The organism is Janthinobacterium breve, from assembly GCF_051380895.1.
GTDB lineage: Bacteria > Pseudomonadota > Gammaproteobacteria > Burkholderiales > Burkholderiaceae_D > Janthinobacterium.
Map to the genome: position 1 here is coordinate 106,848 of NZ_JBNYXY010000005.1, position 19,082 is coordinate 125,929.

At 60.9% G+C, this 19,082-nt stretch carries 25 protein-coding genes; 17 read left to right on the plus strand and 8 right to left on the minus strand.

Annotated elements, in window-relative coordinates; translation table 11 throughout:
• Positions 1-77 precede the first annotated feature (77 nt).
• Positions 78-1,886 (plus strand): NAD(P)-binding domain-containing protein, encoded by a 1,809-nt coding sequence (locus tag ACQ4W0_RS10710; protein WP_436576713.1) that lies wholly within the window; start codon positions 78-80, stop codon positions 1,884-1,886.
• A 96-nt stretch (positions 1,887-1,982) separates the two neighbouring features.
• Here the strand turns inward: ACQ4W0_RS10710 and ACQ4W0_RS10715 are convergent, their stop codons facing one another.
• Positions 1,983-2,549 (minus strand): YceI family protein, encoded by a 567-nt coding sequence (locus ACQ4W0_RS10715; protein WP_436576714.1) that lies wholly within the window; start codon positions 2,547-2,549, stop codon positions 1,983-1,985.
• Positions 2,550-2,575: 26 nt separating this feature from the next.
• On the opposite strand from ACQ4W0_RS10715, the gene ACQ4W0_RS10720 reads away from it, so the two are divergent.
• The 6 genes from ACQ4W0_RS10720 (at position 2,576) to ACQ4W0_RS10745 (ending at position 6,131) form a co-directional block, all read left to right on the plus strand.
• Complete coding sequence (locus ACQ4W0_RS10720; RefSeq protein ID WP_436576715.1) at positions 2,576-2,815, plus strand: hypothetical protein; 240 nt, start codon at positions 2,576-2,578, stop codon at positions 2,813-2,815.
• A 9-nt stretch (positions 2,816-2,824) separates the two neighbouring features.
• Positions 2,825-3,019, plus strand: a complete 195-nt coding sequence (locus tag ACQ4W0_RS10725) for a hypothetical protein (protein WP_436576716.1) — start codon at positions 2,825-2,827, stop codon at positions 3,017-3,019.
• The gene (locus tag ACQ4W0_RS10730) at positions 3,019-3,477 is read left to right on the plus strand and encodes a YbaN family protein (RefSeq protein WP_436576717.1); all 459 of its coding nucleotides are present in this window, start codon (positions 3,019-3,021) and stop codon (positions 3,475-3,477) included. The genes ACQ4W0_RS10725 and ACQ4W0_RS10730 overlap by 1 nt, the downstream gene beginning before the upstream one ends.
• A 324-nt stretch (positions 3,478-3,801) precedes the next feature.
• The gene (locus ACQ4W0_RS10735) at positions 3,802-4,611 is read left to right on the plus strand and encodes a methionine ABC transporter ATP-binding protein (RefSeq protein ID WP_436576718.1); all 810 of its coding nucleotides are present in this window, start codon (positions 3,802-3,804) and stop codon (positions 4,609-4,611) included.
• Entirely contained in the window at positions 4,604-5,278 is a 675-nt protein-coding gene (locus tag ACQ4W0_RS10740) for a methionine ABC transporter permease (RefSeq protein WP_436576719.1), read from the plus strand. The genes ACQ4W0_RS10735 and ACQ4W0_RS10740 overlap by 8 nt, the downstream gene beginning before the upstream one ends.
• A 25-nt stretch (positions 5,279-5,303) precedes the next feature.
• Positions 5,304-6,131, plus strand: coding sequence for a MetQ/NlpA family ABC transporter substrate-binding protein (locus ACQ4W0_RS10745; protein WP_436576720.1), 828 nt, complete (start codon positions 5,304-5,306; stop codon positions 6,129-6,131).
• Between the two features lie 91 nt (positions 6,132-6,222).
• Here the strand turns inward: ACQ4W0_RS10745 and ACQ4W0_RS10750 are convergent, their stop codons facing one another.
• Entirely contained in the window at positions 6,223-6,840 is a 618-nt protein-coding gene (locus ACQ4W0_RS10750; RefSeq protein ID WP_436576721.1) for an OmpW/AlkL family protein, read from the minus strand.
• A gap of 146 nt (positions 6,841-6,986) precedes the next feature.
• Complete coding sequence (locus ACQ4W0_RS10755) at positions 6,987-7,883, minus strand: LysR family transcriptional regulator (protein WP_436576722.1); 897 nt, start codon at positions 7,881-7,883, stop codon at positions 6,987-6,989.
• Positions 7,884-8,141: 258 nt separating this feature from the next.
• On the opposite strand from ACQ4W0_RS10755, the gene fur reads away from it, so the two are divergent.
• The 7 genes from fur (at position 8,142) to ACQ4W0_RS10790 (ending at position 12,852) form a co-directional block, all read left to right on the plus strand.
• The gene (gene fur / locus ACQ4W0_RS10760; RefSeq protein WP_426070441.1) at positions 8,142-8,579 is read left to right on the plus strand and encodes a ferric iron uptake transcriptional regulator; all 438 of its coding nucleotides are present in this window, start codon (positions 8,142-8,144) and stop codon (positions 8,577-8,579) included.
• A gap of 74 nt (positions 8,580-8,653) precedes the next feature.
• Positions 8,654-9,019 carry a MerR family transcriptional regulator gene (locus tag ACQ4W0_RS10765; RefSeq protein ID WP_436576723.1) on the plus strand — a complete coding sequence of 122 codons (366 nt, stop codon included), beginning with the start codon at positions 8,654-8,656 and terminating at the stop codon, positions 9,017-9,019.
• A gap of 26 nt (positions 9,020-9,045) precedes the next feature.
• A complete protein-coding gene (locus tag ACQ4W0_RS10770) occupies positions 9,046-9,669 on the plus strand; it encodes an NAD(P)H-dependent oxidoreductase (protein WP_436576724.1) in 624 nt (207 codons plus the stop codon).
• Positions 9,670-9,849: 180 nt separating this feature from the next.
• Complete coding sequence (locus tag ACQ4W0_RS10775; protein WP_436576725.1) at positions 9,850-11,064, plus strand: SpoIIE family protein phosphatase; 1,215 nt, start codon at positions 9,850-9,852, stop codon at positions 11,062-11,064.
• 65 nt (positions 11,065-11,129) lie between these two features.
• On the plus strand, positions 11,130-11,687 hold the full coding sequence (locus ACQ4W0_RS10780) for a SiaB family protein kinase (RefSeq protein ID WP_071322933.1): 558 nt from the start codon (positions 11,130-11,132) through the stop codon (positions 11,685-11,687).
• A gap of 22 nt (positions 11,688-11,709) precedes the next feature.
• Positions 11,710-12,108, plus strand: a complete 399-nt coding sequence (locus ACQ4W0_RS10785) for a DUF1987 domain-containing protein (protein ID WP_436576726.1) — start codon at positions 11,710-11,712, stop codon at positions 12,106-12,108.
• 3 nt (positions 12,109-12,111) lie between these two features.
• Complete coding sequence (locus ACQ4W0_RS10790) at positions 12,112-12,852, plus strand: GGDEF domain-containing protein (protein WP_436576727.1); 741 nt, start codon at positions 12,112-12,114, stop codon at positions 12,850-12,852.
• 10 nt (positions 12,853-12,862) lie between these two features.
• Here the strand turns inward: ACQ4W0_RS10790 and ACQ4W0_RS10795 are convergent, their stop codons facing one another.
• Both ACQ4W0_RS10795 and ACQ4W0_RS10800 read right to left on the minus strand, forming a co-directional pair.
• Positions 12,863-13,576, minus strand: coding sequence for a substrate-binding periplasmic protein (locus ACQ4W0_RS10795; RefSeq protein WP_436576728.1), 714 nt, complete (start codon positions 13,574-13,576; stop codon positions 12,863-12,865).
• An 84-nt stretch (positions 13,577-13,660) separates the two neighbouring features.
• On the minus strand, positions 13,661-14,518 hold the full coding sequence (locus ACQ4W0_RS10800; protein ID WP_436576729.1) for a LysR family transcriptional regulator: 858 nt from the start codon (positions 14,516-14,518) through the stop codon (positions 13,661-13,663).
• 144 nt (positions 14,519-14,662) lie between these two features.
• Here ACQ4W0_RS10800 and ACQ4W0_RS10805 point away from each other — a divergent pair, with 144 nt between their 5' ends.
• Complete coding sequence (locus tag ACQ4W0_RS10805; protein ID WP_436576730.1) at positions 14,663-15,088, plus strand: VOC family protein; 426 nt, start codon at positions 14,663-14,665, stop codon at positions 15,086-15,088.
• A 59-nt stretch (positions 15,089-15,147) separates the two neighbouring features.
• On the plus strand, positions 15,148-16,404 hold the full coding sequence (locus tag ACQ4W0_RS10810) for a cation:dicarboxylate symporter family transporter (protein ID WP_436576731.1): 1,257 nt from the start codon (positions 15,148-15,150) through the stop codon (positions 16,402-16,404).
• A gap of 47 nt (positions 16,405-16,451) precedes the next feature.
• Here the strand turns inward: ACQ4W0_RS10810 and ACQ4W0_RS10815 are convergent, their stop codons facing one another.
• Genes ACQ4W0_RS10815 through ACQ4W0_RS10825 form a run of 3 tightly spaced genes read right to left on the minus strand, consistent with a single transcriptional unit; the run spans position 16,452 to position 17,730 of the window.
• Positions 16,452-16,901, minus strand: coding sequence for an SRPBCC family protein (locus tag ACQ4W0_RS10815; protein ID WP_436576732.1), 450 nt, complete (start codon positions 16,899-16,901; stop codon positions 16,452-16,454).
• Positions 16,902-16,927: 26 nt separating this feature from the next.
• A complete protein-coding gene (locus tag ACQ4W0_RS10820) occupies positions 16,928-17,314 on the minus strand; it encodes a nuclear transport factor 2 family protein (RefSeq protein WP_436576733.1) in 387 nt (128 codons plus the stop codon).
• Between the two features lie 32 nt (positions 17,315-17,346).
• Complete coding sequence (locus ACQ4W0_RS10825; RefSeq protein ID WP_436576734.1) at positions 17,347-17,730, minus strand: nuclear transport factor 2 family protein; 384 nt, start codon at positions 17,728-17,730, stop codon at positions 17,347-17,349.
• Between the two features lie 233 nt (positions 17,731-17,963).
• Between ACQ4W0_RS10825 and ACQ4W0_RS10830 the strand changes: the two genes are divergently transcribed.
• Positions 17,964-19,067, plus strand: coding sequence for an alkene reductase (locus ACQ4W0_RS10830; RefSeq protein ID WP_436576735.1), 1,104 nt, complete (start codon positions 17,964-17,966; stop codon positions 19,065-19,067).
• Positions 19,068-19,082: the final 15 nt, after the last annotated feature.

Below are 19,082 nucleotides of genomic sequence, written 5' to 3' on the forward strand. Positions count from 1 at the left end.
AACGCCAGTGTTACAACATCGTCAGCGGCAACACAGCCGCATCCCATCATAAAGTCAGCAGACTTGGAGGAGACACGATGCAAACCAATAGCAACCCGCACGACCTGGCCGTGGCCGGCATCCTGGAGCAGCTCGAAGGCTTTCTTCGCGCCAGCGACAGCACGGGCGCCGCGCAATTGTTCGAACAAGACGGCTACTGGCGCGACCTGGTGCTGTTTACCTGGAACCTGAAAACCCTGGAAGGCCGCGAGCAGATCGCCGCCATGCTGGCTGCGCAACTGGGCGCCGTGCAGCCGCTCTCCATCCGCATCGCCGACGGCGAGCACGCCGTTGAAGCCGGCGACGTGCTGCAAAGCTGGATCACGGTGGAAACGAACGTGGCGCGCGGCGTGGGCTTCGTCCGCATCCGCGACGGCAAAATCTGGACCCTGCTCACCACCATGAGCGAATTGAAGGGCTTTGAAGAAGCCAAGGGCGGCCGGCGGCCCATGGGCGCCGAACATGGCGCGCGCACGGACCGCAGCAGCTGGCTGGAAAACCGCGAGCAGGAAGCGGCGGAACTGGGCTACGCGCGCCAGCCCTATTGCGTCATCATCGGCGGCGGCCAGGGCGGCATCGCGCTCGGTGCGCGTTTGCGCCAGCTGAACGTCCCCACCATCATCATCGAGAAAAATGCGCGCCCCGGCGACAGCTGGCGCAAGCGCTACAAGTCCTTGTGCCTGCACGACCCCGTCTGGTACGACCACATGCCGTATATCCCCTTCCCGGACAACTGGCCCGTCTTCACACCGAAGGACAAGGTGGGCGACTGGCTGGAAATGTACACCAAGGTGATGGAACTCAATTACTGGGGTTCGACTTCATGCGAATCGGCCAGCTTCGACGACGCCACGGGCGAATGGACGGTGCAGGTGCTGCGCGACGGCCAGCCCGTCACCCTGAAGCCGAAGCAGCTGGTGCTGGCCACGGGCATGTCGGGCAAGGCGAACATGCCGAAGTTCAAGGGCATGGACGTATTCCAGGGCGAGCAGCAGCACTCGTCGCAGCATCCGGGGCCGGACGCCTACGTGGGCAAGAAAGTGGTGGTGGTCGGCGCGAACAATTCCGCGCACGATATCTGCGCCGCCCTGTGGGAAGCGGGCGTGGACGTGACCATGGTGCAGCGTTCGTCGACGCACATCGTCAAGTCGGACTCGCTGATGGACCTGGCGCTGGGCGACCTGTATTCGGAACGGGCGCTGGCGGCCGGCATGACGACGGCCAAGGCCGACTTGACCTTCGCCTCGATTCCGTACAAAATCCTGGCCGACTTCCAGAAACCCGTCTTCAAGGCCATCCGCGAGCGCGATGCGGATTTCTATGCACGCCTGGAAGAACGGGGCTTCATGCTCGATTTCGGCGACGATGATTCCGGCCTGTTCATGAAATACCTGCGCCGCGGCTCCGGCTACTACATCGACGTGGGCGCCTCGGAGCTGGTCGCCGACGGCAAGATCAAGCTGAAAAGCGGCGTCGGCGTGCAGGAGCTGAAAGCCCATTCCCTCGTGCTGTCCGACGGCACGGAACTGCCGGCCGACCTGGTGGTCTACGCCACCGGCTACGGCTCCATGAATGGCTGGGCAGCGGACCTGATCTCGCCCGAAGTGGCCAACAAGGTGGGCAAGGTCTGGGGACTGGGCTCGGCCACGACGAAGGACCCGGGTCCGTGGGAGGGCGAGCAGCGCAATATGTGGAAACCCACGCAGCAGCAAGCCTTGTGGTTCCACGGCGGTAACCTGCACCAGTCGCGCCACTATTCGCAATACCTGTCGCTGCAACTGAAGGCGCGCATGGAGGGTTTGACTACCCCTGTATATGGACAGCAGCAGGTGCATCACTTGTCGTGAAATCCGGGGTCTGACCCCAGCCCTCGCTTTGGGGATAGGTATAAAAAATGGCGGCGGACCGAAGTCCGCCGCCATTTTGCATCCTGCAGCCAACAATTACTGTTTGATGGCTTCGATGGCAAACGTCAAAGTCACATCATCGCTGACGGCTGGCGCATATTTGCCGGCGTTGAATTCCGAACGTTTGATCTTGGCCGTGGCGTTGGCGCCGCAAGCGTCTTTCTTCAGCATCGGGTGCGGTGCGCAGGCGAACGAGGTGACGGTCAGGGTGACTGGCTTGGTCACACCTTTCAGGGTCAGGTTGCCGTCGACGGACGCCAGCTTGTCGCCGTCGAAATTGAACTTGGTCGATTTGTAGGTGGCGACCGGGTACTTGGCCGTGTCGAGGAAGTCTTCGCCCTGAATGTGCGAATTGAACAGGGTCGAACCCGTATCGACGGATTTGGTGTCGATCAGCACTTCGACGGCGCCCGTCTTGGCGGCGCGGTCCAGCGTGACCTTGCCGGTGGTGTTATTGAAACGGCTTTGCTGCGTCGAGAAACCCATGTGGGTGTACTCGAAACGGGGGAAAGTGTGGCTGCCATCGATGACATAGACTTCAGGAGCGGCAACGGCGGACAGCGAGAAGCCGGCGGCGGCGATAAAAGCGAGCAGTTTTTTCATTGTAAATTCCTGATTGGGAGTGGAGGATGTCAAAACCGCAAGCAGCTGCAAGCGAACGGCGCATGCGGCTGATTGTCTGGCTTCAGTTGCAACAGATTATGCATGGCATGAAGATCGATGTAAAACGGAAAATATGCCTATTTAGCATCGATAAAATCGATAATAACGACGATACTGACCGCTACAGCGCCTTCTGCTGCCGATTATTGTCTGCATTGCCAAAAATATCCAGCGTTATCCAGCACCTCAGACAATACATCAAATGAGAATGATTCTTGTTATTATTTTATAGGCTTGTTATCATCGCGGCCCTGGCGGGCATGCAGCGTCGTCTTGATTCCTCCATAATGGAGCAGAACCCAGAGCAGAAAAACATGACGGCCACCCGCCACGCTATGAGCACAATGCACGCGCACCCCACCAATAACCAGCCCCGCGGCCAGGGCATGACAGCCGGCGCCTTCGCCTGATGCAGGAGCCGCACGCCCAGCCCCCGCTGCGCGAAGCGCACGGCGTGCGCCTGCGCCGCTGGGCCTGGACCGCCGCCGGCGCCTTGATGGTGCTGCTGGGGATCATCGGCGCCATGCTGCCTGTCATGCCGACGACGATTTTCCTGATCCTCGCCCTGGCCTGCTTCAGCCGCGCCTCGCCGCGCCTCGAGCACTGGCTGCTGCACCATCCCCGCTTCGGCCCGTCGCTGCGCCAGTGGCGCGAACACCGTGCCGTCTCGCGGCGCGGCAAGGCCATGGCTTGCCTGGGCATGGCCATCGGCTTTGTCGCCATGTGCCTGGGCCATCCGCCGTGGTGGGTCATCGCCATGGTGGGCATCATGGAAATCTCCGTCCTCATCTACCTGTTGCGGCGCCCCGAAGGCCCTGCCGCCAGCGGAGCAGAATCTGCCCCTGAAGAGGGCAATGGCAGGCAGTAAACGGCCATGCCCGCGTCGAAAAAACGCAAAGTCAGCCGAACTTCACATGAAAACACCGTGATGCCTGCGCAAGCCGCGTCGAACTTTTCACTGGGATGCGGCTCCATCGCGCCAGTCCACGCGATTAAATTCGGCAAGAACGCCAGTTCCCCACTTTTTCAACTTGAAAACAGACGCATAGACATTATTTGCATATTCAAAGCAAGATTCTGTCGTAGGAGTAATAACACGATCGGAGGTATACTACGCAACCGACGTAACAGGCCGGGCGATTTGGCCCCTGCAAGCAAGCCTGTCACGGTCCAATAAAAAAGGAAACACTGCATGACCACACCACACCGTACGCCGGTGATTCGCATCGACGGCGCGAACAAGACCTTCGCGCTGCCCAAGGGCGTGCAATTCCACGCGGTCAAATCGGTCACGCTGGAAGTCTATCCCGGTGATATTTTCGGCCTGATCGGCAAGAGCGGCGCCGGCAAATCCACCCTGCTGCGCCTGATTAACCTGCTCGAGCGTCCCGACAGCGGCACCATTACCGTGGCCGGGCGTGAACTAACCCGCCTGGGCAAGAGCGAATTGCGCGACGCGCGCCAGAACATCGGCATGATTTTCCAGCAATTCAATCTGCTGCAAAACGCCAGCGTCTTCGACAACGTCGCCTTCCCCTTGAAAATCCATGGCACGACCAAGGGCGAGCAGATCGCCGCCCGCGTCGAAGAATGCCTGGCGCTCGTGGGCCTGTCCGACAAGCTGCATAGCTATCCGGCGCAATTGTCCGGCGGGCAGAAACAGCGCGTGGCGATTGCCCGCGCGCTGGCCAGCCATCCCGACGTGCTGCTGTGCGACGAGCCGACGTCCGCGCTGGACGCGGAAACCACGCGCGCCCTGCTCGACACTTTGCGCGACATCAATGCGCGCCTGGGCGTGACCATCGTCATCGTCAGCCATGAGCTGTCGGTGCTGGGCGCCATCTGCAACCGCGTGGCCGTCGTGGAAAACGGCGCCATCGCCGAACAATTCGATTTGAGCGACACGGCCACCCCGCGCAAGACGGCGCTGGGACGCGAGCTGGCTTATTACGGCACCGAGGCGTTTGAAGCCACCGCATGGAAGGATGCAACACATGTTTGAAGAATCGATCAATAACGTCGTCAAGCTGCTGCCGGAGATCTGGGTGGCGCTGGGCCAGACCATGACCATGCTGGGCATCGGCCTGACGGCCGCCATCCTGATCGGCGGCCCGCTGGGCATTGTGCTGTTCCTCGTCTCGGAAGGCCAGTCGCTGGAAAACCGTCCGCTGTCGACGATTTTGGGCTGGCTGGTGAATACCGTGCGCAGCTTCCCCTTCATCATTTTGCTGGTCGCCCTGACGCCGTTTACGCGCATCATCGCGGGCACCTCGATTGGCCCGCTGGCGGCTGCCGTGCCGCTGTCGTTTGCCGCCATTCCCTACCTGGCGCGCCTGGTGGAACAGAACCTGCGCGAAGTGCCGCGCGGCGTGATTGAGGCGGCGCACGCCATGGGCGCGTCCGAAATGCAGATCATTTTCCGCGTGCTGCTGGTCGAAGCGCGCTCCGGCCTGGTGCTGGCGCTGACCGTGCTGTCGATCAGCTTCCTGTCGTATTCGGCCGTGGCCGGCGTGGTGGGCGGCGGCGGCATCGGCGACCTGGCCATCCGCTACGGCTACTACCGCTTCGAGACGGACATCATGGTCGTCACCGTGGCCATCCTGATCGTGCTGGTGCAAACCATCCAGTTCGCCGGCACGCGCATCGCCAAGCGCCTCGACAAACGTTAATTCATATTCAGAAACAAGGACTTACATGAACCACCTTCGCCGCACCCTGCTCCTGGCCGCCACCAGCCTGGCCTTCGCCACCGCTGCCCACGCCAAGGACCCGAAAGAACTCGTCATCGGCACCAGCTCCGGTCCGTATTCGGACCAGCTGAAGCTGGGCATCAAGCCCATCCTGGAAAAACAGGGCTACAAGGTCAAGATCGTCGAATTCAACGACTACGTGCAGCCGAACTACGCGCTGGCCGAGGGTTCGCTGGACGCCAACGTGTTCCAGCACATCGTCTACCTGACCAAGTTCGCCACCGATAACAAGCTGCCATTGAGCCCATTGATCACCGTGCCGACCATGCCCATCGGCCTGTACGGCGGCAAGCAAAAATCCTTGGCCGAAGTGAAGAACGGCGCCACCATCACCATGCCGAACGACCCGACCAACCAGGCGCGCGCGCTGGTCATGCTGGCCAAGATGGGCTGGATCAAACTGAAACCGAACGTCGACCCGCTGCGCGCTTCCGAGCGCGACGTGCTGGAAAACCCGAAGAAGCTGAAACTGGTGCCGCTGGAAGCGGCGCAACTGCCACGTTCGCTGGCGGACGCCGACTACGCCTTCGTCAACGGCAACTTCGCCCTGGCCGCCGGCATGAAGCTGACGTCGGCCCTGAGCGTGGAAAAGATCTCGGACAGCTACATCAACCTGGTGGCCATCCGCACGGCCGACAAGGCCAAGCCATGGGTCAAGGACCTGGAAGCGGCCTACCGCTCGCGCGCCTTCCTCGACGCGACGAACAAATACCTGGCCGGCTACGAAAAGACGGACTACCAGCTGGCGCTGGAAAAGACGCTGAAAAAATAAAGCGGCGCAGACAATGCAAAAAGGACGGCCAGGTGCAAACCCGGCCGTCCTTTTTTATTGTGCGCGCCACGCGGGCGCTGTCATGCCATGCTTAGAAGCGATAGCCGACGCCTACGCCGATCAGGACAGGATCAATCTTGACTTCGCTGGCCTTGGCGGCACCGACGAATACGTCGCTGCGGATCTGTACTTTCTTGATGTCGAAGTTCAGCGACCAGTTTTTGTCCAGCTTGTAGTCGACACCGGCTTGCAGCGAGAAGCCCCAGCTGTCATGCTCCAAGCGGCCAGCGCCATCCAGCAGTTTCACGCTCGAAATATTCGTATAGTTCACGCCTGCACCCACGTACGGGCTGAATTGTTTTTCAGGCATGAAGTGGTATTGCAGCGACAAGGTCGGCGGCAGATGCTTGAACGTGCCGATATTTTGGCCACCCAAGGTGACGTCATGCTTTTGCGGATAAGTCAGGATCAGCTCGGCGGCGATGTTCGGCGTGAAGAAATACGAAATATCGATTTCAGGAATTGTCTTGCTGCTGACATGTATCGTGTCCGATGCGCCAGCGCCCAAGACCGGCGTGGATTTGTTGGCCGGATCGATATGCACGGCGCGCGCACGGACCAGCCATGGGCTTTCCTGCGCCATTGCATTGCCGGCGAATGCGCCGATGGCGGCCAGGACGATTGCTGCTGCAGTTGCGGACTTCTTCATTCTAGTTCCCTCTTTTTGTCGTTAAGTAACGCTGCGAAGTCTATGAGTGCAGTGCAACAAAAACTTTGATCCACATCAAATAGTGCTAGATGGCATCACTAGAGGGATTTTTTTCTTTGCCCAAGTCAAGAAAATGCCGCGGCGCGTCAATGCACGCCGTCAAACAGGCTGGCGACCCAATCGGCAAACACGCGCACGCGCGGCGACAATTGCCGGTGATGGGGATACAGCACGGACACGGGCAAGGGGTCGGGACGCATGGCCGCCAACACTTCCACCAGCTCTCCAGCTGCCAGCGCCTGCTCCAGGTGGTAACGGGGCGCCTGGATCAAGCCCAGGCCCGCGCGGCAGCAGGCGTGATACGCATCAGCATTGTTGACGGATACGCTGCCCGGCAAGGCCACGCTGTGCCGCTGGCCGTCCACCTTGAAATCGAAGGGCCAGACCTTGCCCGTCTGGGCGGAAAAGAAATTGACGGCGCGGTGGCCCGCCAGTTCCGCCATCGTGCGCGGCGTGCCGTGCGCGGCCAGGTAGGCGGGACTGGCGCACGTCATTTGTTCCAGCAGCGCCACCCGGCGCGCCACCATGGACGAGTCGCTCAATTCGCCCACGCGCAGCACGCAATCGACGCCTTCGCGCACCAGGTCGACGAGGCGGTCGCCCATGCCGATTTCCAGTTCGATCAAGGGATAGCGGGCGCAGAACTGGTCCAGCACGGGCATGACGAAATGCATGGCCAGGGTCGCGTGCAGGTCGACGCGCAGCTTGCCGGCCGGCTGCTGCGCCTCCGAGGAAAACACGGCTTCCGTTTCTTCCAGGTCCGCCAGCAGGCGCACGCAGCGCTGGTAATACGCTTCGCCATCGGGCGTGGGCGTGACTTGCCGCGTGGTCCGCTGCAGCAGGCGCACGCGCAGCCGCGCTTCGAGCTGCTTGATCGCATGCGTGACGGTCGCCTTCGGATAGCCAAGGTCATGCGCCGCCTGCGTGAAACTGCGCAACTCGACGATGCGCGTAAACAGACGCATCGCATCAAATCGATCCATGGCTCCTCCATTGTTCATTGTTATTACGTGCTGCACAGTGTAGCGATTTGAGCGCCATTTTTCCATCCTCAACGACAACCTAGCACAAGTTACCCGCCACGCAATGGCCACTTGCGCCGATGTCACTGGTTTCCCAACTGGCTACACCGCATAATATTTCCAGTTCGCACATGAGAATGGTAATGATTATCATTTGCGATATAATGCAGATTCACGCTTAAGCGCTCGCTCAGGCGATCATAAAAAGGAATGGGAGACATGGATATATTGAGGGAACTGCGTGAATCGGGCTTGAAAGTGACCATCCCCCGCTTGCGGATTCTGCAGCTGTTTCAAGAAGGCACGATCAAGCACCTGAGTGCGGACGATGTCTACAAACTCTTGCTGGCTGAAAAAATCGACGTGGGCCTGGCCACCATCTACCGCGTGCTGATGCAGTTTGCCGAAGCGGGCATCCTGTTTCGCCGGCATTTCGAATCGGGCCATGCCGTCTTCGAGCTCAATGAAGGCCAGCACCACGATCACCTGGTTTGCACGGGTTGCGGCAAGGTCGATGAATTCGTCGATGAAGGCATCGAACTGCGCCAGAATGAAATCGCCACCGAGCGGGGCTTCGTGCTGCACGAGCACGCGCTGTCGCTGTATGGCACCTGCGCCGAGTGCACGGCGAAGAAAATTCCGCCGCGCCGCGCCTGAAGCAGCGCCGTGGCGGCCCGCAAGACAGCGCCTTGCGCTACACTGCGCTCGCCCATGCTCAACAAAGGACAGCCATGTACATCGGAGAAATCGCCCGCCTGGCGGGCACCTCGCCCAAGGCCTTGCGCCACTATGAAACGCTGGGCTTGCTGGGCGACGTGCGCCGCTCGGGCGCCTACCGCGTCTACACGCAGCAAGACCTGGCGCAAGTCAGACTGATACGCCAGGCGCAGGCCCTGGGCTTCCGCCTGGCCGAACTGCTGCCCATCCTGGCCGGCGACGACACCGACTGGGCCGCCCTGTCCCGGCATATCGCCGCCAAGCGCGCGCAAGTGCAGCAGGATATCGCCCGCCTGCGCCAGCTCGACGCGCAATTGGCCGACATCGACACGGAAATCCGCGACTGCCTGGCGCACCAGCGCCTTCAAACGGCCGCTTGACTCTGCCACTAGGGACAGGCTTTAGCATGCAAGCTGTTCTTTACTGGAAAGCCTGCATCATGACCAAGACGACACCCAAGCGCATTTTAATCATTCTGGGCCACCCGTCCAGCGACAGTTTCTGCGCCGCCCTGGCCGAGGCCTACGCCGCCACTGCCCGCAGCGCAGGCCACAGCGTGCGCGAACTGCGCCTGGGCCAGCTGGACTTCGACCCCATCCTGCACGAAGGCTACCGCCAGGTACAGCCGCTGGAAGCGGACTTGCTGGCGGCGCAGGAAGCCATCAGCTGGGCCGAACACCTGGTGTTCGCCTACCCCATCTGGTGGGGCGGCGCGCCGGCCCTGCTGAAAGGCTTTGTCGACCGCGTCTTCCTTCCTGGCTACGCCTTCAAGTACCGTCCGGGCAAGGCCTTCCCCGCGCAGCTGCTGAAAGGCCGCACGGCGCAGCTGCTGGTGACGATGGACACGCCGCCCTGGTATTTCCGCTGGGTCTACCGCATGCCCGGCATCCACCAGCTGCGCAGGACGACCCTGGAATTTTGCGGCGTCAAGCCCGTCAAGGTGGCCAGCTTCGGCCCCATCCTCGATTCCACCGAGCCGCAGCGCGCGCGCTGGCTGGAACAGGCGCAGGCACTGGCCCGGCGCCTGTAGGCCCGGCACTGGCTTGCCATGCAGCCATCTTGCATACGGTTTTGACAAGCTGGTAATCAAGCCGTCACATTCCAGGGCTACCATGATGATATTGCCTGTTTGTCAGTCGCCTTGCCGTCGCGACAACAAGGGTCCGATCGTCATGTAAAGGTAGCCGCTGTGGAGTTCAACGCTTCTCGTTTGCATCTTCCCCGTTATCGCACCTCCGTGGCGTTTGATCTGTGCATACCCACGGAATCGGTGCAGGCCGACGCCAGCAATTTCGCCGTGCTGGAACTGTTCACGGAACGGCGCGACATGATGAGCCTGCCCGTCACCGAGCAGCAGAAGCCGATCGGCTTGATCAGCCGCAACATCTTCATGTCGCAGATGTCCAAGCCCTTCTACCACGAGGTGTACGGCAAGAAGAGCTGCATCGCCTTCATGGACAAGGAACCGCTGATCGTCGACGGCGCCATGAGCATCGAGGACCTCACCTTCCGCGCCGTGGAAGCGGGCGAAAAGGCGCTGGCCGACGGCTTCATCATCACCGAGGATGGCGCGCTGGCCGGCGTGGGCTTCGGCTTGCAGCTGATGAACGTGGTGGCCACCATGCAGGCGGAAAAGAACCGGCAAATCATGCACAGCATCGATTACGCCAGCGTGATCCAGCGCGCCCTGCTGCGCACATCAAGCGCGGAATTGCGCGCCACCCTGCCCGACGCCCACCTGGAATGGCAGCCGCGCGACGTCGTCGGCGGCGATTTTTACTTCTTCGAACGCCACGATGGGGGCTGGTTCGCCGCCATCGCCGACTGCACGGGCCACGGCGTGCCGGGCGCCTTCATGACCCTGATCGCCTCGTCGGCCCTGAGCCAGGCCTTGCGCGAACTGGGGCCGCGCGATCCTGCCGCCCTGATCGGCGCCGTCAGCCGCGCCATCAAGACCTTGCTGGGACAGGATGCCGGCAGCGGCGAGGCCACCGGCCACGCCGGCTCGAACGACGGCATGGATTGCGCCTTTCTGTGCTACGACGAGGCCAGCGCCAGCCTGCGTTTCGCGGGGGCGAAACTGGCGCTGCACCTGGTCGCGCCAGGCGAAGAGGCCGTGCGCGCCATCGATGGCGCGCGCATGGGCGTGGGCTATGTCGATACGCCGGCCGACTACTGCTGGCACAACGAAACGCTGGCCATACCCGCCGGCAGCCTGCTGTTCATCACCACCGACGGCTTGCTCGACCAGATCGGCGGCGCGCGCGACATCGCCTATGGCAAGCGGCGCATGCGCGAGCAGCTGTTGGCGCAACGCGACTCTCCCGCCGGCGACGTGGCGGCGGCGCTGCTGCAGGACAGCGCCGCCTGGCAGGGAGCGCAGCCGCGCCGCGACGACCTGACCTTTTTCTGTTTCCGCCTGTAGTTTTGGCGCCATCGAACCACCTTATCAACAAGAAACCGGGTCACCGGCTAGCCAGGAGCACGGACGTGCTGTACGAAGAATTCAACGAGTTTTGGGATGTGGCGCGCAAGCGCAACATCATCTTTTTTTACGTGGGCTATTTCTCGCAGCACGTGGTGAGCGCCATTTCCGAAACCATCAAGGCGCGCCTCGACACGGCCGGCGCGGCCGGCCCCACGCGGCGGCGCATCTTTTCCTCGTTCATCGAGATGTCGCAAAACATCATGCACTATTCCGCCGACAGCCTGACGCCCGATGCGCAGCTGGACCAGCAGATGCGGCGCGGCTCGTTTTGCATCGGCACGCGCGGCGACAGCTTTTTTCTGCTGTGCGCCAACCCCGTCTCGACGGACAACGTGGCGCAGATCCGCGCCCGCCTGGAGCCGCTGCACACGATGACGATGGAAGAAATCCGCCTGGCGTATAAAAAGGCCCTGCGCGAGGAAACGCCGGCCGACAGCAAGGGCGCGGGCCTGGGTTTCCTCACCATGGCGCGCGACGCCAGCGAGCCGCTGGAATTCGAATTCGTCCAGGATCCCCAGGAGCCGGGGCACACCATCTTCTGCATCAAAGCCATCATTTGAAAGAGCCGACTCAGGAAAGCATATGCAATTACCGTCACCACTGTTCATCGCCGCGACCCCGAGTTCGCCCGAAATCGACTTCCGTTTCGCGCAGCACACCCTGTCGATCAAGGGCGAGTCATATCCGGAAAACGCGGCCGCCTTCTATGGCCCGCTGATCGCCGCCGTGCGCGCCTACCTGGACGCCTGCCGCGAGAGCGCCATCACCGTCAACGTCTCGCTGGCCTACTTCAACAGCTCCAGCACGAAGATGCTGTTTACCCTGTTCGACACTCTGAACCAGGCGGCCATGGACGGCAACCAGGTGCGCCTGAACTGGTATCACGACGAGGATGACGACACCATCCTGGAATTTGGCCAGGAGCTGCAGCAAGACTTTACCGCACTGGATTTCTGCGACCATCCCGTGCAGGGCAGCTAGGGCATGCGCGCCGCCATCTCCGAGTCCAGCCTCGAACCCGACCTGTTCACCGTGGAAGCGGCGGCGCTGGCTGCCGCGCGGCGCATGCACGCCGACGTCCATGCCAGCGGCGAAGCGCAGCGCCGCGTGCTCGGTGAACTGATCAATCACTACGAACGGCTGATGCGCGAGACGCGGCGCCTGATCGGCCGCAGCGACCGCGCCGAGCGCGACATGCATTTGCTGAACCGCCAACTGCAAACCCTGGCCGGCCAGCTCGAATACCGCGCCACGCACGACCCGCTGACGGGTGCCTTGAACCGCGGCGCCGTGATCGAGCATGCCTCGCGCTGTCTGGCGCACGGCGACATGGCCCTGATCGTGCTCGACATCGACCTGTTCAAGCAGGTCAACGACGATTTCGGCCACCCGGCCGGAGACGGCGTGATCCAGGCCGTGGTCGACTGCCTGAAGGGCTTATTAGGACAGGAGACAGCCATCGGCCGGGTCGGCGGTGAAGAATTTTCCGTGGTCTGGCCCACCTCCTCGCGCGACGACGCGGCGACAGTGGCGCAGCGCATCTGCGAGAGCGTCGGCCGCCAGCGCCATGCGGCGCCTATCACGCGTCCCATCACCGTCAGCGTGGGCCTGAGCTGGAACCGCGCCGGCACGGCCTTCGAGACGGCCTACAGCCATGCCGACCAGGCCCTGTACCAGGCCAAGCGCGAAGGACGCAACTGCGTGCGCCAGTGGCTGGAAAGCTGAAACGGGGGAGCTAGCGACTATGCTCGCGCGCCATGCTGCCGTCGCGGCGCATGGCGGCAGCCGCGCGCTGCATGGCCGCCACCTGCGCCTCGGGTACCTTGGGGTTACAGGCCAGGTAAGTCTGCACGCGATTAAAGGTCAGCAGCGGCTCCACCTTGCCCTCCCACTCCTTGCCGGCAAACGGCTTGCTGCCCACCGCCATGCCCACGGCCCAAAGATCGATGCGCCCGAGCAGCAGTTTTTGCGGATTGAGCCACTCCTGCGTCACGGGCGCCACGCTCAGGCCATGCTGGCGCAGGTAGTCGTCGCGCGCGTCGCCCAGCACCGTGCCGATCACCAGGCCGCGCGCATCGGCTAGCGTGCGCAGCGTCAGATGCCGCTCGGCCAGGCCATACAGTATCCATTCCGCTTCGTTAAGGGGGCCGATCCAGCGAAATTGCGCTTCGCGCTCTTGCGTGCGGCTGGTGGAAAAGATGCAGGTGTCGGCTTCGCGCAGCGCCTGCGCATACGCGCGCTTCCACGGCAATAATTCGATACTGTAGGCAATACCGGCGCGCGCCATGATGTCACGCACCTTCGTCGTTTCACGCCCGACGACGACATTGCCTTCCATCATGCTCGATGGCGGCAAGTGCTCGCCAACGATGCGCAGGCCTGCCGCCGCGGCCAGCGGCGGCACCAACAGCGCCACTGCCAGCAGCCATGCCATGCTTGCTTGTTTCATGCTTGCTTTCATCTGCTACAGGGGATACAAGCCGATGTTACCATCGGCCCGCTGTTACGTCAGAAGAGAAACTTGAATCGCCTCTCATTGTTTTACCATCAGATCCACCAGCATGCGCGCAGGAGCGCTGAGGCTCGCCTGAGAACGGTGTACCAAACCAATATCCCGATGGAAGGTGTGTGGCCCCAGGTCGATAACGCGTATTGCAGCCGGCCAACGCCGGTGGGCAGCAGTTTGTGGCAGCAAGGCAACGCCAACGCGATTGGCAACGAGTTTGATGATCGCATCGAGTTCGTCTACTTCGCACACTTCGCGCAAAGGCAAATGCATTTTTCTCAGGAAGCGATCGACCTGGCGCCCGCCGAACGAGGCGCGGTCATAGCGGACAAAAGGCTGCTGCGACAGCAACTCCACCCAGTCATCACCGGGCACGTCCCGTGGCACGATCAAACGGAACGGTTCACGCGCCAGCGTGGTCCAGCGCAAGTCGCTCTGCAGTGCGAAAGGTGGGCGAATGATGACCGCCATGTTGATCTCGCCCGCGTCTACCATGTTCAACAACTCCATTGACAGTCCAGGTAAAACGCGCGTCCGGCAATCGGGCAATCGCTGGTGCAGCGCAGCCAACGCGTCCGGCAGGAAAGAACGCTGTACTGAGGCGATCGCGCCTATGGTCACTTTGGCGGCCGGTGCGCCGGCACTTGCGGAGCCCAGGTTGTCGTACAGGCGTAACAACTCCTGGGTCTGCTCGAGTATCTGATGCCCCATCTTGTTGAGGCGGGCGGAGCGTCCCGCGCGGTCGAACAAGGATAAGCCCAGTTCGGCCTGCAGGCGCTGCATCTGTGCGCTGACCGCCGCTTGCGTCAGGCCGATCTTGTCGCCGGCAGCCGCAAACGTGCCCTCGCGCGCGACCGAGACCAGGGTTTTGAGTTCTCGTATCATTCATCAATCCTATTTGTGTTTATGGAAAAAATATATTGATTATTTTTTTCATTTCGAGATTCTACAATACTTGAGTGGCGGCATTGACTTTCTCAAATGTTGCCGAGCCACGACATATGTCAAACACTAACAGGAGATTTCCGCATGAGCCTTTCACCTTTTCACCTTGCTATTCCGGTCTATGACTTGCCGGCGGCACGCCGTTTCTACAGCGATGTTTTTGGCCTTGAAGAGGGACGTTCAAGCGTGCAATGGGTCGACTACAACTTCTTTGGCCATCAACTGGTAATCCATGAACACCCCAAGACGGCCTCCCAGGAACACGTGCATTCGAACCCCGTCGACGGGCACGATGTGCCGGTGCCGCACTTCGGTGTCGTGCTCGGCTGGAGTGACTGGGAGGCATTGGCCGAGCGCCTGAAAACCTTCGGCACGAAGTTTGTCATCGAACCATACATCCGCTTCAAGGGCCAGGTGGGTGAGCAGGCCACCATGTTCCTGTTTGATCCGTGCGGTAACGCCCTAGAGTTCAAGGCCTTCCAGAACATCGACCAGTTGTTCGCCAAGTAATACCGGTGGCACGGGTCTCGCCCCGTGCCCAATTGCCATACAATAAAACGGGGACAGGCATGAAACGGATTTCTTTGGTTGTACAAATCGCTATCGGACTGGCGCTGGGCATACTGGTCGGCTGGTATTTCAACACGCATCCCTTGCATCAGGATTGGGTGAGCTCGCAAGTGCTCAAGCCCCTAGGCGATATCTTTATCAAGATGATGAAGATGGTGGTGGTGCCGCTGGTGTTCTGCTGCATGGTGCTTGGCATTGCCGGCGGCGACAACAAGTCCTTCGGCCGCATGGGCATGAAGTCGATCGGCTATTTTTTCGCCATCACCAGCCTGGCCATTGTCGTCGGCTTGTTGCTGGCCAATCTGTTCCAGCCTGGCACCGGTACCGATATCTCCTCCATGGCCCATGGCGGCACGGCCATGAAAATGGAGCCGCCCAAAGGCGCACTGGTGATCCTGCAAAATATCGTCCCTGACAATATTTTTGTGGCCCTGGCGGAAGGCAAATTGCTATCCATCCTATTCTTTGCCGTGCTGTTCGGCCTGTCCCTCAATTCGCTGCCGCAGGCCAGGAGCGCACCGGTGGTGGCAGTGCTGCAAGGCATACTCGATACCATGTTCAAGGTGGTGCGCATCGTGATGGCGTATGCGCCGATCGGTGTGTTCGGCATGATAGGCGCCACCGTCTGCAGTTTCGGGTTTGCGTCGCTGTTGCCGCTGTTAAAACTGATCGGCGTGGTCTACCTGGCACTGCTGCTGTTTGCGCTGGTGGTGCTCGGCGGCATCTGCTACCTGATCGGCGAAAACATCTTCAAGCTGATACGCTATTTCAGGGATGAATTGCTGCTGACCTTTTCCAGCGCGGCTTCGGCTGCCGTCATGCCGCAACTGATGGAAAAGCTGGAAGCCTACGGCGTGCCACGGCGCATCGTCAGCTTCGTGGTGCCGGTCGGCTACGCCTTCAACCTGGACGGCGCGGCGATTTTCCTCGGCGTGGCGACCATCTTTATCGCGCAACTATATGGCATTGACCTGTCGGTGACACAACAAGCAATGCTGGTGATTACCATGGTGCTGACGTCGAAGGGCGCGGCAGGCGTGCCAGGTTTTGCCATCATCATCCTGTCAGCCACGCTGGCCTCGGCCGGACTGCCGCTGGAAGGCGTTGCCCTGATCGCCGGCATTTTCCGGATTATCGACAGTGGCACGACGACCCTCAATGTGCTCGGCAATGCCGTCGCGCCGCTGGTCATCGCGCGCTGGGAAAAACAGGCTTTACTACCGCAACCGGCCTTGGCGGGAATGCCCCGACCTTGAGACGAAAAAGGCTTGCGGACGCGTAAGCGCCGCAAGCCGTCCTGGCTTCAGCTAGGTTCCAGCCCTGCCAGATAGGACTGCAAGCTCTGATGCCCGTCAACGATCAACGCGTGTATCGCCGCCGTTTGCTGCTGCTGCGGATCAAGCTCGCGCAGATCGAAGGTGGCCTTCCAGGCGATCAGCGTCGTCGCCTGATCGCTCACTGGCGTCAGGCAGATGGTTGCGACATAGTTGTCCACCGGTAATGGCGATTCTTCGAAGCGGTACGACAGCCTGCGCTCGCTGTCATCGACCGACAGCAGTCTTTCGCGCAGGATGACACCGTTCTCCAGCGTCAGGTGGCGCACGCATCCGACCATTCCGTCCGGCAACTCGCCTTCGATGCGGCTGTGCGTGATGGCCGGGTGCCAGGTACTGATCTGGCCAAATTGTTTCAGCACGCTCCATACATCGGCTGCTCCATGCTCGACCAGCGCACAATATTCGACTGTTGCCATGATAGCCTCCTGTCTCAGGTGAATGTTCAGGCTGCGAACTGGTGGTAGACCTTGGCGATGACTTTCCATCCTTCAGGCAGCTTGATCAGGGTCAGGTAATCGTTGTAATCCGCACCGATGGCATCTTTCTCCATATCCACGCGCACCACGGCGGTGGTGGGCGTAATGGCCAGCACGTCGAGGCGTGTGGTGATGTCCGGAGCCTTGCCATTGGTCTTGACGAAATCGAACAGCTTGCTGATCGGGCCGCCCAGCAGTTCGCCATTGGTAAAGCCGTACATCACGGCATCCTGGTGGAACGCTTGTGCAAGGCCTTCGCTGCTGCCAGCGCGCAAGCCATCGACATATTGTTGTGCAACAGCGATGACGGCATCGTATTGGCTGGTGGGTACTGCCTTGATATTGTTGTTCATGATGGTTCCTTGTCGGTAAATGAAAAAATGATTCAGGGTGCGGCGTGCGTGTGATAGATCTTGCTCACCACGGTCCACTTGCCTGCCACTTTCAGCAGGTTGAAGAAGTCGGTAAAGCAGAAGCCGGAAATATCATTGGTATCGATGCGGGCGCTGGCGGCGGAGCCGACGATGTCGATGCGGGCAATTACTGCCCGTGCCTCCGGCGACGGACGAAATGCCGTGTCGATGGTGTCGAACAAGCCCGAAATGGCGCCGCCCGTCAGCTCACCATCCGCAGTGACGCCGAAGATGGTGGCCTGCTCGCTGAAGGCGGGCTTCATGATGATGCTGTTGGCCTGTTTGCCACCTTCGTTGTACTGATTGAGCACGTCGACGATGGCGCTGTATTCCTGCACATAGCTGGGTTGGGACATGGATTATTCCTTGGAGATCAATGAATGGCCGGCGCATGCCAGTGCAGCTGCCGGAGTGAATCTGTAGTAAGCGCTACATAATAAGTGTATTATATAGTGATTACTACAGAAATTGTCAATCAACGCGATTCAACCGTGCCTGCAGGATTGCCAGGGCACCCACTATCACCGAAGGCCAGCGCAAGCGGGACACTGCAATTAGCGACCTGAACTGGTCGAGACAAGGAAAACACATGAAAGATAACGCCAGCCGTACCGATTTATTTTCGCCCGTCAACATGGGCGCCATCGAACTTGCCAACCGTATCGTGATGGCACCAGTCACGCGCAGCCGCTACAGCGAGGAGGGAATCCCCGATGACATGCATGCGCTGTACTATGCCCAGCGCGCCAGTGCCGGCCTGATCGTGGCCGAGGCAACCAATATCTCGCCGCAGGGACGCGGCTATGCCGCCACCCCCGGTATCTGGAGCGACGCGCAGGTGGCAGGCTGGAAAAAGGTCACCGATGCCGTGCATGCGGCCAGCGGCAAGATCGTCAGCCAGCTGTGGCACGTAGGTCGCTTTTCGAACGTTGCTCTGCAGCCCGATGGCGCGGCTCCCGTGGCCCCTTCCGCCATCCAGGCCGAGGGCAACACCTACACCACCGAGGGTTTCGTGCCGGTATCGATGCCGCGCGCGCTGGACACCGCCGAGATCCCGGGCATCATCGAGCAGTACAGGATTGCTGCGCGCAACGCAAAACGTGCCGGCTTCGATGGCGTGGAGGTGCATTCGGCAAACAGCTATCTGCTCGACCAGTTCTTGCGCGATTCCACAAACCATCGCAGCGATCAGTACGGTGGCTCGATCGCGAACCGTGCGCGACTGACGCTCGAGGTGACGGCCGCAATCGTCGAGATATGGGGTAGCGATCGCGTCGGCATCCGCCTGTCGCCGGTCACGCCCGATGCAGGCAACACACCGCCTGACAGCAACGTCATGGCCATGTACGGCTACCTGATCCGTGAGCTGAACCACTTTAACCTGGCGTATCTGCATTTCGTCGAAGGCGCGACTGCGACCTCGCGCGAGGTGCCCGATGGTATCGACCTCGATGCCTTGAGCGCGCAATTCAACGGCCAGTTTATCGGCAATAACAATTATGACCTGGAGATGGCGGAGCAGCGCCGCGCGGCAGGCAAGATCGACGCCGTTGCCTTTGGGCGCTTGTTCATTTCGAATCCGGACCTGGTGCACCGCCTGCAGTCCGGCATTGAGCTGGCGATCGCGCCGCGCGAGTCCTACTACGGCGGCGGCGCCAAGGGTTACACCGACTGGCCAACGGCCGCCGGCTGATTGGCCAACAATTTA

Bases quoted from the DNA above. Each gene is read 5' to 3' on its own strand.
- ACQ4W0_RS10710 (WP_436576713.1), top strand. From the start codon at position 78: ATGCAAACCAATAGCAACCCGCACGACCTGGCCGTGGCCGGCATCCTG.
- ACQ4W0_RS10715 (WP_436576714.1), bottom strand. From the start codon at position 2,549: ATGAAAAAACTGCTCGCTTTTATCGCCGCCGCCGGCTTCTCGCTGTCC.
- ACQ4W0_RS10720 (WP_436576715.1), top strand. From the start codon at position 2,576: ATGTCAAAACCGCAAGCAGCTGCAAGCGAACGGCGCATGCGGCTGATT.
- ACQ4W0_RS10730 (WP_436576717.1), top strand. From the start codon at position 3,019: ATGCAGGAGCCGCACGCCCAGCCCCCGCTGCGCGAAGCGCACGGCGTG.
- ACQ4W0_RS10735 (WP_436576718.1), top strand. From the start codon at position 3,802: ATGACCACACCACACCGTACGCCGGTGATTCGCATCGACGGCGCGAAC.
- ACQ4W0_RS10740 (WP_436576719.1), top strand. From the start codon at position 4,604: ATGTTTGAAGAATCGATCAATAACGTCGTCAAGCTGCTGCCGGAGATC.
- ACQ4W0_RS10745 (WP_436576720.1), top strand. From the start codon at position 5,304: ATGAACCACCTTCGCCGCACCCTGCTCCTGGCCGCCACCAGCCTGGCC.
- ACQ4W0_RS10750 (WP_436576721.1), bottom strand. From the start codon at position 6,840: ATGAAGAAGTCCGCAACTGCAGCAGCAATCGTCCTGGCCGCCATCGGC.
- ACQ4W0_RS10755 (WP_436576722.1), bottom strand. From the start codon at position 7,883: ATGGATCGATTTGATGCGATGCGTCTGTTTACGCGCATCGTCGAGTTG.
- fur (WP_426070441.1), top strand. From the start codon at position 8,142: ATGGATATATTGAGGGAACTGCGTGAATCGGGCTTGAAAGTGACCATC.
- ACQ4W0_RS10765 (WP_436576723.1), top strand. From the start codon at position 8,654: ATGTACATCGGAGAAATCGCCCGCCTGGCGGGCACCTCGCCCAAGGCC.
- ACQ4W0_RS10770 (WP_436576724.1), top strand. From the start codon at position 9,046: ATGCAAGCTGTTCTTTACTGGAAAGCCTGCATCATGACCAAGACGACA.
- ACQ4W0_RS10785 (WP_436576726.1), top strand. From the start codon at position 11,710: ATGCAATTACCGTCACCACTGTTCATCGCCGCGACCCCGAGTTCGCCC.
- ACQ4W0_RS10790 (WP_436576727.1), top strand. From the start codon at position 12,112: ATGCGCGCCGCCATCTCCGAGTCCAGCCTCGAACCCGACCTGTTCACC.
- ACQ4W0_RS10795 (WP_436576728.1), bottom strand. From the start codon at position 13,576: ATGAAACAAGCAAGCATGGCATGGCTGCTGGCAGTGGCGCTGTTGGTG.
- ACQ4W0_RS10800 (WP_436576729.1), bottom strand. From the start codon at position 14,518: ATGATACGAGAACTCAAAACCCTGGTCTCGGTCGCGCGCGAGGGCACG.
- ACQ4W0_RS10805 (WP_436576730.1), top strand. From the start codon at position 14,663: ATGAGCCTTTCACCTTTTCACCTTGCTATTCCGGTCTATGACTTGCCG.
- ACQ4W0_RS10810 (WP_436576731.1), top strand. From the start codon at position 15,148: ATGAAACGGATTTCTTTGGTTGTACAAATCGCTATCGGACTGGCGCTG.
- ACQ4W0_RS10815 (WP_436576732.1), bottom strand. From the start codon at position 16,901: ATGGCAACAGTCGAATATTGTGCGCTGGTCGAGCATGGAGCAGCCGAT.
- ACQ4W0_RS10820 (WP_436576733.1), bottom strand. From the start codon at position 17,314: ATGAACAACAATATCAAGGCAGTACCCACCAGCCAATACGATGCCGTC.
- ACQ4W0_RS10825 (WP_436576734.1), bottom strand. From the start codon at position 17,730: ATGTCCCAACCCAGCTATGTGCAGGAATACAGCGCCATCGTCGACGTG.
- ACQ4W0_RS10830 (WP_436576735.1), top strand. From the start codon at position 17,964: ATGAAAGATAACGCCAGCCGTACCGATTTATTTTCGCCCGTCAACATG.